The organism is Natronococcus sp. JC468 (assembly GCF_012163165.1).
Taxonomy (GTDB): domain Archaea; phylum Halobacteriota; class Halobacteria; order Halobacteriales; family Natrialbaceae; genus Natronococcus; species Natronococcus jeotgali.
The window spans coordinates 64941-77803 of the sequence record NZ_JAAVUO010000016.1; the positions used below are offsets into that span (position 1 = coordinate 64941).

The window sequence follows — 12863 nt, forward strand, 5'->3', positions numbered from 1 at the left end:
TCGGAACGCGAACCGTTGAAGGGCGAGCCCGCCGACTCGTCGGTATGGAGCGAACCGGAACGATCCTCCGCGGGCGGGCGCTCGAGCCCGTCGAGGGACGGATCGTCATCAGCGACGATGGACGCATCGAGGCGATCGAGGAGGAATCGGTCGACAGTTCGGACGTCATCCTGCCGCCGTTCGTCAACGCGCACACCCACGTCGGCGACTCGATCGCGAAGGAGGCCGGCGGCGGGCTCTCGCTCGAGGAGCTCGTAGCTCCGCCCGACGGGCTGAAACACCGCCTCCTTCGGAAGGCCTCCCGCGAGGAGCTCGTGGACGCGATCGGCCGATCGCTGCGGTACATGCAACGCGGCGGAACCGCCGCCTGTCTCGACTTCAGGGAGGGCGGGGTCGAGGGCGTCGAGCTGCTCGAGGACGCCGCCGACGGGCTCGAGCTCGAGGCGCTGTCGTTCGCCCGCGGCTCGGTCGCGGCGATGGAGGCTGGCGACGGGTTCGGCGCCAGCGGCGCCAACGACGGCGACTTCGAGGACGAACGGGCCGCGACCCACGAGGCAGGCAAACCGTTCGGCATCCACGCGGGCGAGGGCGATCCGAGCGACCTCGACGGCGCGCTCGACCTCGAGCCCGACTTCCTGGTTCACGTCGTCCACCCCGAGCCGGACCACCTCGAGCGGATCGCCGACGCCGAGGTACCGATCGTGCTCTGTCCCCGGTCGAACCTCGTCACCGGCGTCGGATTCCCGCCCGCCGCGGAACTTGCCGAGCGGACGACGCTCGCGCTGGGCACCGACAACGTGATGCTCAACTCGCCGTCGATGTTCCGGGAGATGGAGTTCCTCGCGAAGTGCTCCGAGCTGTCGGCCGAGACGATCCTTCGGATGGCAACGATCAACGGCGCCGAACTCGCGGGGTTCGAGTGGGGCCCGCTCGAGGCGGGCGCGCCGGGGAAGCTGCTCGTCCTCGACGGTGACTCGGACAACCTCGTCGGAGCCCGCGATCCGGTTCGGGCCACGGTGCGTCGCGCTGGCGTCGACGACGTCCGTGAGGTCGTCCTCGACCCGTAGCGCCGGGTCAGTCGGTTCCGATACCGGTCGACGGGACCGTTTTTCAATCCCACCCGGATAATGTATAACCGTTCGTGACCGTATTAACCGGTCCATTTCGGTCGGTTAGCCGACCGATTATCGCTGCATGTATAACTAGAAGTGAAGTTCGGCGAATTATATACCTCGTAACTGATGACTTACCTGAATAGTAGTAATTCCGGATAACGAAGTAGTCGAGCTCGTGACGCAAGACAACCGCACGAGACGACGCGTACTGCAGGTCGGCAGTGGGGCGGCCATTGCCGGGCTGGCGGGATGTACAGACTTCCTCACCAGTGACGACGATGGCGACGATTCGTCGAGCGGCAACGGAGCCGACGACGAAAACGGTGAAAACAGCGGGAACGGCGGAAACGGAGCGAACGGCGACGACGAGAACGAATCGGACCAGTCCACCGAGGAGGACGAACTCGAGGAGCCGAAGGGCGTGCTCGATCCGATCCCGACGCCGGACGACCCGAAGTCCGCGTTCCCGATCGCCGGCGAGGGGGACGCCCCGGTGACGATCAAGCTGTTCGGTACCTGGAAGTCGCCGGAGACCTCCGAGTTCGTGCTCGAGGAGTTCGTCGACCTGCTCGAGACCCACGTCAAGAAGGGGACGGTCGACCTCGAGGTTCACGCGGTTCCCTCCCTCGACGGGACGGTGCTCCACGGCGACGACGGCCCGCGGCTGGCTCGAGCCGGGCTCGCCGTCTGGGATCACGATCCCGAGCAGTTCTGGGCGTTCGTCGAGTGCGTCGCGATCAACATCGACACGGACGAGGAGTGGGCGACCCCCGACCGACTCGAGCGGGTCGCGAAGAAAGCGGACGTCGACGACCCCGAGGCGGTCTACGAGGCCGCCGCGGGCGAGGCCTACCAGGACGAACTCGACGAGACGGTCGAAGAAATCGAGAAACTGTCCGTCGACGACGTCCCGCAGGTCAGCGTCGAGGGGACCGTCTACTCGCCGACGAAGGAGACCGACGAGCTGTACGCGGCGATCGAAGCCGCCGTCGACGAGAAGGCCTAACGGTCGACGCCGAGTCGCGCAGACCGGGTTCTTTTTTCGGGCCGCACGTGCCGACAGCACTGCTTAATGGCTTCTGCCCGCAGGTGGGAGTATGACCCTGACGACGACGGTCGCCGACGTCCATCGGATGACGCCGGACGTGAAACAGTTCCGGCTCGTCGCAGACGACCACCGCTTCGAGTTCGACCCGGGCCAGCACACGACGGTCCACTTCGAAGCTGACGGCGAGGAACAGGCCCGCCCGTACACGGCGATAAACGCACCGGGGACGAACCAGCTCGTCCTGACGATCAAGCGCTACGACGACGGCACCGGGTCCGTCTACATGCACGAGCGGACGCCGGGCGACGAGGTCGAGATCGAGCCGGTCGAGGGCAACCTCCACCTTCGCGACCCCGACCGCGACGCCGTCTTCGTCGCCACCGGGACGGGGATCACCCCGCTGTACCCGATGGTCAGACAGTACGTCGAGGAGGGAACCGGGGCCGCGACGCTCGTGTTCGGCGAGCGCGATCAGGAGCACCTGATCTTCCGCGAGAGCATCGATCAGCTGCGGGCGGGGACCGAAGCGCTGTCCGTGGAGTACGTCCTCTCGGACGCCGACGACGATCGGGCCTGGAACGGCAGAACGGGACACGTCCAGGACCACCTCCCGGAAGCGCTCGAGGACCTCGACGACGCCGACTGCTACGTCTGTGGCGTTCCCGAGATGGTCGTCGAAACGGAGGAATTGCTCGCAGACGCCGGCGTCGACGAGGATCGAATCTTCACCGAAGGGTGGGAAAGCGACGCGGCCGACGAGGACTGACGCTCGGATCACGACTCGTTCGAATCAGGTCTGATCGATAGTTAAAAATATAGTATCTCTTACGAAAATTTTATAGTGATGTGTCCTGAAGCATCAGGTGCCGACGAACGTCGGCATCGATCACTCCCCCAGACAACCAGCGCCACACCCGCTGTACCTGATCCGGGCGCGCCGTCGGCCATCCCCCCACTCCCGCCGCTCGACGCTTTCCCCCCCACCTCGAGCGGACCGCCGACGGCGCGCCCGCGATCCCGTTTTCTCGTTCGGTAGAGGTCCGAATAAAACGATTATAGACCGGATAAGCCGGTTACCCGTCGACCGTAGCCTCGAGCTCGAGCAGCCCGAGGTAGTCCGGCGCCGCCCCGCTCGTCCGGAACTCCGTGACCGTCGAGTCGACGAGGTTGTAGAACTCCGACTGGGTGTTCGGGATCATCGGCTCGCCGTCATCGCGCAGCAGGTACGCCGGCGCGTTCGTGCTCCGGATCCGCCGTTGCTGTTCCTCCCAGGCCTCGCCGGCGTAGAGGAAGATCCCGAACGAGAACCGCCCCGCCGCCATCGCGTCGCGTTTGGAATCGAAGTGGTCGGATTCCTCGATCCGGTACTCCTCGTCGCTCAGCCAGGCGATCGCCGCGGTGTCACCGGCCCGAAGCAGGTAGACGTCCCAGGAGAGCGTCCGATCGAAGATCGCCCAGCCGTTTCGCGGCCCGATCGTGTCGAGTTGAACGCTAAAGGCCGGGCGACCGCGCGAACCCGTCGGTTCGTGGACGAACGTCGCGTCGTGGCCGGGGATCCGGATCCCGCGGTCGTGGTAGGTGACGCCGTCGACCGGGAGATCGATCTCGAGCTCCTCGATCAGCGCGCGGACCGAGAGACCGCCGGATTCCTCGAGCCGTGAGAGAAACGACGGGAGCCTCGAGACGTCCGTCCAGACCGGCGCCTGCGGCGCGCTCATCGTCCCACCCCGTCGTCCGGCCGGAGTCGTCGACGTTCGCGTTCCGTCCTCGCGTCGGTTCCGCTCGACGGCGAGCCTGCGGTGTCCATACTCGGCGGGAACGCGCTCGGCGCCGATGAGCCTTTCTGACCGGGACGAAAGCCCGGGCCGAGCCGGAGCGACACGCCTTTTTGACCGGACCGGGCAGGTAGAGGTATGGATCCAAAGCGGGAGCTTACGAGCGTCGACCTCGCGGCCCTCGTCGGGGAGTTCGGCACCTACGAGGGCGCGAAGGTCGACAAGGCCTACCTCTACGGCGACGACCTCCTGCGGCTCAAGATGCGGGATTTCGACCGCGGTCGCGTCGAGTTGCTGATCGAGGTCGGGGAGGTCAAACGCGCCCACACGGTCGCGCCCGAACGGGTGCCCGACGCCCCCGGCCGACCGCCGCAGTTCGCGATGATGCTTCGCAACCGCCTCTCGGGGGCGGACTTCGCCGGCGTCGAGCAGTTCGAGTTCGACCGCATCCTCGAGTTCGTCTTCGAGCGCGACGACGGCACCACCCGCATCATCGTCGAGCTGTTCGGGCAGGGTAACATCGCGGTCACCGACGGCGAGTACGAGGTGATCGACTGCCTCGAGACCGTCCGGCTGAAATCGCGCACCGTCGTCCCTGGCTCCCGATACGAGTTCCCCGACTCACGGACGAACCCGCTGTCGGTCTCGCGGGAGGCGTTCGACCGCGAGATGGAGGATTCCGATACGGACGTCGTCCGGACGCTGGCGACCCAGCTCAACATGGGCGGACTGTACGCCGAGGAGATCTGCACCCGCGCCGGCGTCGAGAAGGCGCTGGACATCGAGGAGGCCACGGAGGAGGACTACCGACGCGTCTACGAGGCGATCGAACGGCTCGCGCTCGACGTCCGCAACGCGAACTTCGACCCGCGGCTGTACCGGGAGCCGATCGAGGAGGACGGTGAGAACGAGGAGGCGGACGAGCCCGGCGACGGCCCGGTCGTCGACGCCACGCCGTTCCCGCTCGAGGAACACGAGAACGCGGGGCTGACCGCCGAGAGCGCCGACAGCTTCCTCGCGGCGCTCGACGACTACTTCTTCGAACTCGAGCTGGAAGAAGAGGAGGAGCCCGATCCGACCGAGCAACGGCCCGACTTCGAGGAGGAGATCGCCAAACACGAGCGGATCATCGAGCAACAGCAGGGTGCGATCGAGGGGTTCGAGCAGCAGGCCGAGGCCCAGCGGGAGAACGCCGAGTTGCTATACGCCGAGTACGGGCTGGTCGACGACATCCTCTCGACGGTCCAGGAGGCCCGCGCGCAGGACCGCCCGTGGGACGAGATCGAACAACGCTTCGAGGAGGGGAAAGAACGCGGCATCGAGGCCGCCGAGGCGGTCGTCGACGTCGACGGCACCGACGGAATCGTCACCGTCGAACTCGACGGCGAGGAGATCGATCTGGACGCCGGGCAGGGCGTCGAGCAAAACGCCGACCGCCTCTACACCGAGGCCAAACGCATCGAGGAGAAAAAGGAGGGCGCGCTGGCCGCCATCGAGGACACCCGCGAGGACCTCGAGGACGCCAAGCGACGCCGCGACGAGTGGGAGGCGACCGACGAGACGGCTGACGGCGACGAGGACGAAGAGGAGGAGACGAACTGGCTCGAGCTGGCCTCGATCCCGATCCGCGAGAACGAGCCCTGGTACGATCGGTTCCGCTGGTTCCACACCAGCGACGGCTACCTCGTGATCGGCGGGCGCAACGCCGACCAGAACGAGGAACTCGTCAAGAAGTACTTAGAGCCCGGCGACACGGTCCTTCACACCCAGGCCCACGGCGGCCCCGTCACGGTGCTGAAGGCGACCGACCCGAGCGAGGCGTCCTCGTCGGACATCGAGTTACCGGAGTCGAGCGTCGAGGAGGCCGCCCAGTTCGCGGTCTCGTACTCGTCGGTCTGGAAGGACGGCCGCTACGCGGGCGACGTCTACGCCGTCGACTCGGACCAGGTCACCAAGACCCCCGAGAGCGGCGAGTACCTCGAGAAGGGCGGCTTCGCGATCCGCGGGGATCGCACCTACTACCGCGACACGCCCGTCGGCGCGGCGGTCGGCATCCAGTGTGAGCCCTACACCCGCGTCATCGGCGGCCCGCCGTCGGCCATCGAGGGCCAGGCGGAAACGCTGATCGAACTCGAGCCCGGCCGGTACGCCCAGGCCGACGCGGCGAAACGGCTCTACCGGCGGTTCCGCGAGGAGTTCGCCGACGAGTCGTTCGTCCGGAAGATCGCCAGTCCGGACCGCATCCAGCACTTCATGCCGCCGGGTGGCAGCCGGATCGCCGAGGAGTAGCGAGGCACGTTCCACGGCCCCATCGGCCGGAATCGAGTGATCTGACGAAAGAGCGCAATCGCTTCGGACCGCCAGACAGTACTCGAACGATCGTCAGATTGACTCCCTTCTTCTGCGATGGCGCGCATTGGACGGCGGTGAGCGAAGCGAGACGCCGTCCGAAACTGCGCGAGGTCTTCGTGAGAAGCGCGAATGAAGGCTTGTCAGAGTGGACTCTGACAGGGGATGAGCGAGTGAGCGTAGCGCGGAACCTACGGTTCCGCGGACCATGCTCACGGGCGCGCAGCACCCGTGAGCAGAAATCGGTTGGGGAGGACGTGGAAATTCCCTGTTGCCAGCGTGAAAGCGGTACGTGTAGGTCAAGTAGGTAACGGAGCGACCAGCGGTGTCTCTAATAACTGTCAAAACCGCGTACTGATCCCGCCAGAGACCGAATGGATGGAGCCAGAGTCTCACCATGCAGTCGAAAATATTGATACGATACCCTATCATGCTCTCCGAGTCGAATTAAAGAATGGATAGGGGATGACCGGCCCATCTCGGTAACAGTATGCGTCCATGACTTTGATCATGCTGAATCCATCCTCTAAATCAGTCACGCCACTTCTGACAGAAGTTGAGAAGTTTGAACAACCACTGCTGAACCCACAGCGCGAATATTGCACGACGAGCCTGGTCAATTTGGGACGGTAGAGACCGCCCAATTCAGGAGAGACAACGAGTGATACAGCGCGAAGGTCTGGTTATCCTGTGACAACGCTATTTAGCCGTCGGAACTGAGTAGAGGAGTGATGACCGAGAGTGACACCTATTTGCGGAATCCGACGCTCGAGTGTATCGCGTCCCGTCACCGACGCGAGTGCCTTCTCGCCCTTAACAGGTGGGGATCGACGCTCCCCCTGAAGCAACTTGCCGCCTACCTTGCTGCCACGGAGCAGGAGACATCGTCGCTCGGTACAACAGAGATCGAGGCGATGCAGGTGCAACTCACTCACATCCATCTGCCAGCACTGGAAAGTGCAAACTTCATTTCGTGGAAAGAAGATGATGACGTCGTCCAAATTGCGACGCACCCGGCACTCAATGATCCACGGTTCGAACAGTTGCTCAAGATCGACGCCGACGATGTAGATGCGATACTCTCAGCTCTTTCCCACGAATATCGTCGGATCACGCTGACCGTCCTTGAAGCCGAACAGACGAAGTCGCGAACCGAACTGGCACACGAGATTCGCCACCGTCTGCCAGAAACGGCTCATCGTGAGCTGCCGTCAGCCGAGGAGATCGGCCTCTTGCTGCACCACGTGCATCTTCCGACCCTCGACGAGATCGACGTCATCGATTTTGACCCCGCCACTGATGACGTCTCCTTCAATGACCATCCCGTTCTCGAGCGGATCTTCGCGATTATCTTCGAACGTGACGACTCCGCTGTTGAGAAGCTGGACGGGTTCTTAGAAGGGCTTGCTGACTCCTACCAGGAGGCGAGTCGGGGAACGAATAGCAAGGCGGACTGGCCTCACTTCTGGAACGATCCGTACTATGGATAGCACGCTGGAATTGTGGGCGTACGTCCTTAGCAATATCGGGGCAGTCGCGGTTGGGAGTCTCTTGACCGCGCTGAGTTTCCTCGCGTATCGGCGAAACAGCGATCAGGCGTCGTATCGGTTTGCCACCCTGGGGTTCGGCCTGATCGTCCTGGGGACGCTCGTTGACCCGGTCTACTTCCTCTGGCTGTCGATCAAGTCTCGCTTGACGTTCACCGAGATCTTACTCCTTCAGGTCAGTGAAGACCTCTTGTTCGCGGCTGGACTCGGGCTGCTCTTCTATGCAATTCTCCGGTTCGATACTTCGACTGATTCGACAGCCGATAACCCTGCTTCATCCGAGGATGAGTTACTTTGGAACCAGCAGTCCCAGAACGATAATTAAGCACTCTCTACGTAACGTCACCTCGAGCGAGTCGAACTCGAAACCATCTCACGCGGTTCGATCGACCGCGACAACGCGTGCGTCCTCGGGGTCGAACCCGACGCGGACCTCGCCCGACAGCGGATCCCGCGTTCGCACGAGCAGTTCCCGTCCCCGCCACTCGAGGTGGACCCGCGTCGTCTCGCCGAGGAACTCCGCGCTCCGGACGGTCGCCGTTGTCGCGTTTCGCCCGTTCGAGCCCGCTCCGTTCGCATCGACTCGCAGGTTCTCGGGCCGCACGCAGAACGCGACCGCGTCGCCGACCGCGACCGCCCGATCCTCGAGGTCGACCGCGAACGTCTCCGACCCGACCTCGATCCGCGCCCGTCCGTCCTCGAGTTCGGCGACGGTCCCCTCGAGGACGTTGTTGTCGCCGACGAACTCGGCGACGAACCGCGTTCCGGGACGGCGGTAGATCTCGCGGGGCGGGGCGACCTGTTCGGGCGTGCCGTCCCGCATCACCGCGACGCGATCCGAAATTGCCAGGGCCTCCTCCTGGTCGTGGGTAACGTAGACCGTCGTGATGTCGAGTTCCTGCTGGATCGCCCGCACCTGCATTCGCAGTCGCTCGCGCAGTCGGGCGTCGAGCGCGCTCATCGGCTCGTCCAGTAGGAGCACGTCGGGCCCTGGCGCCAGCGCGCGGGCGATCGCGACCCGCTGTCGTTGGCCCCCGGAGAGCCGATCGGGCTCGCGATCCTGCATCCCCTCGAGGTCGACCAGCTCGAGCAGTTCACGGACGCGCTCGTCGTCCGAGACGCCCCCAGGCGGGTCGGCGAAGTTGAGCCCGTAGGCGACGTTCTCGCCGACGCTCATGTGGGGAAATAGCGCGTAGTTCTGGAAGACGACGCCGACGTCCCGATCCTCGGGCGGGGTTCCCGTCACGTCCTCGCCGTGGAACCGGACGCTCCCCGCCGTGGGCGATTCGAAGCCCGCGATCAGGCGTAGCGTGGTCGTCTTCCCGCAGCCCGAGGGGCCGACCAGCGTGAAGAACTCGCCCTCTCGAACCGACAGCGAGACGCCGTCGACGGCCGTCGTCTCGGCGTAGCGCTTCGTCACGTCGTCGAGCTCGAGGGCGATCGGTCGATCCTCGGACGGCGACTCGGCGCTCGCCGCGTTCGGGCGCTCGAGCGACGGTTCCCGCTCCTCAGATGCCAAAGCTCTCACCCCCCAGGCGGTCGATGACCACGAAACTGAGGCTCGTGACGACGAGCAGAACGACGCCCATTGCGGTCGCGGGTCCGAGCCGACGGCCGATGAACCGTTCGATCGCGACGGGCATCGTGTACTGGTCGGTCCCGGTCGCCAGGATGACCGTCGAGGAGAACTCGCCCATCGAGATGGCGACGACGAAGGCGGCGCCGGCGACGACGCCGGGCCATACTAACGGAAGTTCGACGTCGTACAGGACTCGCGCCCGCGAGGCCCCGAGCGCGCGGGCCGACTCGACGAGCGAGCGATCGACGGACTCGAGGCCCGGCGCGACGGTGCGAACGACGAACGGGTAACAGGAGACGGCATGGGCGGCGACGATCGCCGCGGCGCCGCCTATCGCGATCCGCCAGCCCGCGAGCTCGATTCCGAAGACCGGTCCCCGCAGCAGACCGATCCCGACGACGATCCCCGAGACCGCGAGCGGGGCCATCGCCGCGGCGTCGACGAGCTTCCGTCCGCGGTACCGTCTGGTCGTCAGCACCGAGACGACGACGCCCATCGGCAGGGCGAGCGCGAGCGCGCCCGCGGCGAACAGCAGGGAGTTGCGGATCGCGGGCCAGGGCCGGACCTGGAACGCCGCGGCGGTTTGCTGGCGCTCGAGCAGGAATCGGTAGTGATCCAGCGTGAGCCCGTCGGGCCCCGAGACGCTGGCGTAGAGCATGCTGACGATCGGCGAGACGAAGACGACCAGCGCGATCGCGGCGTAGACGGCGATCCCGGCCCGCGGAAGCAGCTCGCGAACGGACAGGGAGGGCGGCGAGAGCGGGCGACGCGGGAGCGGGCGCACGCCTCGCGAGCGGACGACGTGGGCGGCCTCGTAGCGCAGGTAGCCGTAGAGGATCCCCAGCGTGATGACCAGTTCGACGATCGCCAGCGCGGCCGCCTCGGCGTACTCGAGGTCCCGGATCAGCCGGTAGACGAACACCTCGACGGTCGCCAGCTCGAACCCGCCCAGCGCCAGCACGATCGGGAAGGTGCCGAACGTGAAGACGAAGGTTAGCGCGGCGCCCATCAACACGGCGGGGTACAGCTGGGGCGCGACGACGTCCCGGAACGCGCGGAACGGGCTCGCCCCGAGGCTGCGGGCGGTCTCGATCGCGCTCGCGTCGATGGACTCCCAGGCCGCGGTCGTCACCCGCGCGACCAGCGGCGCGTTGTAGAAGGCGTGGGCGACGAGGATCGCCTCGAGGCTGAACAGCAGTTCGACGGGACCGAGCCCGACGAGCCCGAGCACCTGATTGAGCGTCCCGTTCTCGCCGAACGTCGCGACGAAGCCGACCGCGACCATGATCGACGGGAGGACGAACGGAAGCACCGTCAGCGAGCGCAGCGTCCGTCGGCCGCGGAACTCGTAGCGCGCGAGGACGTACGCCGCTGGCACGCCCAGCGCGACGCTGAGCAGCGTGGAGAGGGCAGCCTGGTAGGCCGTGAAGCCGACGATACCGAGCCGACGGTCGGCAGAGAGCAGATCGCTCGCGACCGCGATCGGCGACTCGCCGGCGAACAGCCGGGCGAAATCGCCGAAATAAAAGGGATCCCGCAGGAGCTCGAGGAAGACCGCAAGCGTCGTCGACCCGCCGACGACCGCGGCCTCGACGAACACCGTCGCCACGGGGTAGTAAAACAGCGCGACCAGCAGGAGGAGCGTCCCGGCGCCGAACAGCGCGACGGCTCGGCGCTCGATGCGGTCGCGGATTTCCCTCGCGCGACGCCGTTCGTCGGGATCGTCTCCCGACGGGGACTTCGATCGCCCCTCCGCCTCCGAGCCGGGCGTCGCCGGGTCGACGGGCGTGCTCACCCCGCCGTCGGTCGTCGGCTCGCGTCGATCGGTCACGCGATCACCTCCCCCTGCTCGCCCGTCCGTCCTCGCGTCCCGTTACGGGGCGACAACCCGGTGGTACCGCCGACCGAAACCACTACGTGGCGACCGGGGGAACGGACGCCCATGACGGTTTTCGCACTGCTCCGCGTGACGCCGATCACCGATGACGACGCGACCGAGGACGTCGCGGCCGCGATCGACGCCCTCGAGGAGTACGACGTCGAGTACGAGACGACGCCGATGGCGACGACGCTCGAGGCCAACGACATCGAGGAGCTGTTCGCGGCCTGCGGGGCCGCCCACCGGGCGGTCGAGGGCAGCGAGGTGCAGACGCTGGTACAGGTCGACGACAGACGCGAGAAGTCGATGACAGCGAGCGACAAGGTCGACGCCGTCGAATCGGAGCTGGGTCGGGACGCTCGAAGCGACGGCGACTGAGCCGTCGCTTCCGACCCGTTTTCGACTGCAGCGTTCCCGCTCCGTTCGGTGGCGTCTCTCGAGATCACGGCTCTCTTAGCGGGCTCCGGCGGCGGTCTGTTCCCACTCGCCGAGCCACTCCTCGAGGTTCGCGTCGAGGTCGTCGTAGTCGAAGAAGGGCGCGTCGTCGGGCCGTTTGGCGTACTCCTCGTACACCTCGGGAAGCTCGGTCTCGTCGTTGACCGGGCCCGTCACGTTTCGTTCGGCGATCACCGCCTGCACCTCGGGATCGAGAATGAAGTCCATGAACTCGTGGGCCAGTTCGTCGTTCGTCCCGTCGGCGAAGCGGGCCATGCCGGCGACGTTAGCGTAGGCCTGGTCGTGCAGCAGCGCGACCCGGTGTTTCTCGAGGTCGTTTCCGGCGCGCTCGGCGTAGACGCGGTCGTTCGCGTAAGAGGCGACGACCGGGATCTCGCCCGCCTCGAACTGCGCGTAGACCTCGCTCCAGGAGTCGAGGACGCGTGCGTCGTTAGCGAGGAGCTGCTCCCAGTACTCGAGGTACTCGTCCTCGCCGAAGTAGTCGATCGTCCACAGCAAGAAGAGCAGCCCCGTCGTCCCGCGCTGGGGGTTCGAGACCGCAATCTGGCCCTCGTACTCGGGCTCGAGCAGGTCCTCGAACGTCTCGGGCTCGGGGACGTTCCGCCCGTCGTAGACCATCGCACAGAAGCTCCGGTAGGTCGGGATCACCCGGTCCTGCGGGTCGAAGTAGTGTTCCTCGTCGACGTTCGCGACGTGCTCGAGGGCGTCCTCGTCGGTCTCGACGAACAGCTCGCCGTCGGTGTTGTCGTCCGCGCGGACGACCTCGTGAGGGTTCAACCCCAGGTAGAGCTCGGGCTCGATCTCGACGCCCTCGTTGTGTCGCTCGATGTAGTAGTTGAGCTCCTGGTCGGGCGTGTGCCACTCGAACTCGACGTCGTACCGGTCGGCGAACTCGTCGGCGATCCACTCGCCGGGGCTGTCGCTGGGCGCGTCGACGAACGCGGTGTTCGTCGCGACCCGGAGCACGTCGTCGCCGCTTCCGGTCGTCCCGCCGTCTCCGTCCCGTGAGATGCAGCCGGCCAGACCGATTCCGGCGACCGCGCCCCCGTTCGCGAGAACCGTTCGTCGTTTCATTACCGAGTGATCACAGCCGGTGGTACGTAAGAGTCGCGCTT

The 12863-nt window shown here is 65.9% G+C and carries 11 protein-coding genes; 7 read left to right on the top strand and 4 right to left on the bottom strand.

Features of this window, described 5'->3' with window-relative positions; translation table 11 throughout:
- Positions 1–44: 44 nt before the first annotated feature.
- From GWG54_RS11370 to GWG54_RS11380, 3 genes are all read left to right on the top strand, one after another.
- Complete coding sequence (locus GWG54_RS11370; RefSeq protein WP_167937882.1) at positions 45–1067, top strand: amidohydrolase family protein; 1023 nt, start codon at positions 45–47, stop codon at positions 1065–1067.
- 223 nt (positions 1068–1290) lie between these two features.
- On the top strand, positions 1291–2121 hold the full coding sequence (locus tag GWG54_RS11375; RefSeq protein WP_167937883.1) for a thioredoxin domain-containing protein: 831 nt from the start codon (positions 1291–1293) through the stop codon (positions 2119–2121).
- Positions 2122–2212: 91 nt separating this feature from the next.
- Entirely contained in the window at positions 2213–2929 is a 717-nt protein-coding gene (locus tag GWG54_RS11380) for a ferredoxin--NADP reductase (RefSeq protein WP_167937884.1), read from the top strand.
- A gap of 307 nt (positions 2930–3236) precedes the next feature.
- Here the strand turns inward: GWG54_RS11380 and GWG54_RS11385 are convergent, their stop codons facing one another.
- A complete protein-coding gene (locus tag GWG54_RS11385) occupies positions 3237–3881 on the bottom strand; it encodes a hypothetical protein (RefSeq protein ID WP_167937885.1) in 645 nt (214 codons plus the stop codon).
- A gap of 195 nt (positions 3882–4076) precedes the next feature.
- Between GWG54_RS11385 and rqcH the strand changes: the two genes are divergently transcribed.
- From rqcH to GWG54_RS11400, 3 genes are all read left to right on the top strand, one after another.
- Positions 4077–6227 carry a ribosome rescue protein RqcH gene (gene rqcH / locus GWG54_RS11390; RefSeq protein WP_167937886.1) on the top strand — a complete coding sequence of 717 codons (2151 nt, stop codon included), beginning with the start codon at positions 4077–4079 and terminating at the stop codon, positions 6225–6227.
- Positions 6228–7018: 791 nt separating this feature from the next.
- Positions 7019–7777 carry a hypothetical protein gene (locus GWG54_RS11395; RefSeq protein ID WP_167937887.1) on the top strand — a complete coding sequence of 253 codons (759 nt, stop codon included), beginning with the start codon at positions 7019–7021 and terminating at the stop codon, positions 7775–7777.
- Entirely contained in the window at positions 7770–8159 is a 390-nt protein-coding gene (locus GWG54_RS11400; protein WP_167937888.1) for a hypothetical protein, read from the top strand. The genes GWG54_RS11395 and GWG54_RS11400 overlap by 8 nt, the downstream gene beginning before the upstream one ends.
- A 48-nt stretch (positions 8160–8207) precedes the next feature.
- Here the strand turns inward: GWG54_RS11400 and GWG54_RS11405 are convergent, their stop codons facing one another.
- The gene (locus tag GWG54_RS11405; RefSeq protein WP_167937889.1) at positions 8208–9353 is read right to left on the bottom strand and encodes an ABC transporter ATP-binding protein; all 1146 of its coding nucleotides are present in this window, start codon (positions 9351–9353) and stop codon (positions 8208–8210) included.
- Positions 9343–11244, bottom strand: coding sequence for an iron ABC transporter permease (locus GWG54_RS11410; RefSeq protein ID WP_167937890.1), 1902 nt, complete (start codon positions 11242–11244; stop codon positions 9343–9345). Before GWG54_RS11410 ends, GWG54_RS11405 begins: the two co-directional genes overlap by 11 nt.
- 111 nt (positions 11245–11355) lie before the next feature.
- Between GWG54_RS11410 and GWG54_RS11415 the strand changes: the two genes are divergently transcribed.
- On the top strand, positions 11356–11670 hold the full coding sequence (locus GWG54_RS11415; RefSeq protein WP_167937891.1) for an MTH1187 family thiamine-binding protein: 315 nt from the start codon (positions 11356–11358) through the stop codon (positions 11668–11670).
- Between the two features lie 75 nt (positions 11671–11745).
- Here GWG54_RS11415 and GWG54_RS11420 read toward each other — a convergent pair whose 3' ends face one another.
- A complete protein-coding gene (locus GWG54_RS11420) occupies positions 11746–12822 on the bottom strand; it encodes a thiamine ABC transporter substrate binding subunit (protein ID WP_167937892.1) in 1077 nt (358 codons plus the stop codon).
- Between the last annotated feature and the right edge of the window lie 41 nt (positions 12823–12863).

Excerpts from the sequence above, each read along its gene's own strand:
- GWG54_RS11370 (WP_167937882.1), top strand. The coding sequence starts at position 45 with ATGGAGCGAACCGGAACGATCCTCCGCGGGCGGGCGCTCGAGCCCGTC.
- GWG54_RS11380 (WP_167937884.1), top strand. The coding sequence starts at position 2,213 with ATGACCCTGACGACGACGGTCGCCGACGTCCATCGGATGACGCCGGAC.
- GWG54_RS11385 (WP_167937885.1), bottom strand. The coding sequence starts at position 3,881 with ATGAGCGCGCCGCAGGCGCCGGTCTGGACGGACGTCTCGAGGCTCCCG.
- rqcH (WP_167937886.1), top strand. The coding sequence starts at position 4,077 with ATGGATCCAAAGCGGGAGCTTACGAGCGTCGACCTCGCGGCCCTCGTC.
- GWG54_RS11395 (WP_167937887.1), top strand. The coding sequence starts at position 7,019 with ATGACCGAGAGTGACACCTATTTGCGGAATCCGACGCTCGAGTGTATC.
- GWG54_RS11400 (WP_167937888.1), top strand. The coding sequence starts at position 7,770 with ATGGATAGCACGCTGGAATTGTGGGCGTACGTCCTTAGCAATATCGGG.
- GWG54_RS11415 (WP_167937891.1), top strand. The coding sequence starts at position 11,356 with ATGACGGTTTTCGCACTGCTCCGCGTGACGCCGATCACCGATGACGAC.
- GWG54_RS11420 (WP_167937892.1), bottom strand. The coding sequence starts at position 12,822 with ATGAAACGACGAACGGTTCTCGCGAACGGGGGCGCGGTCGCCGGAATC.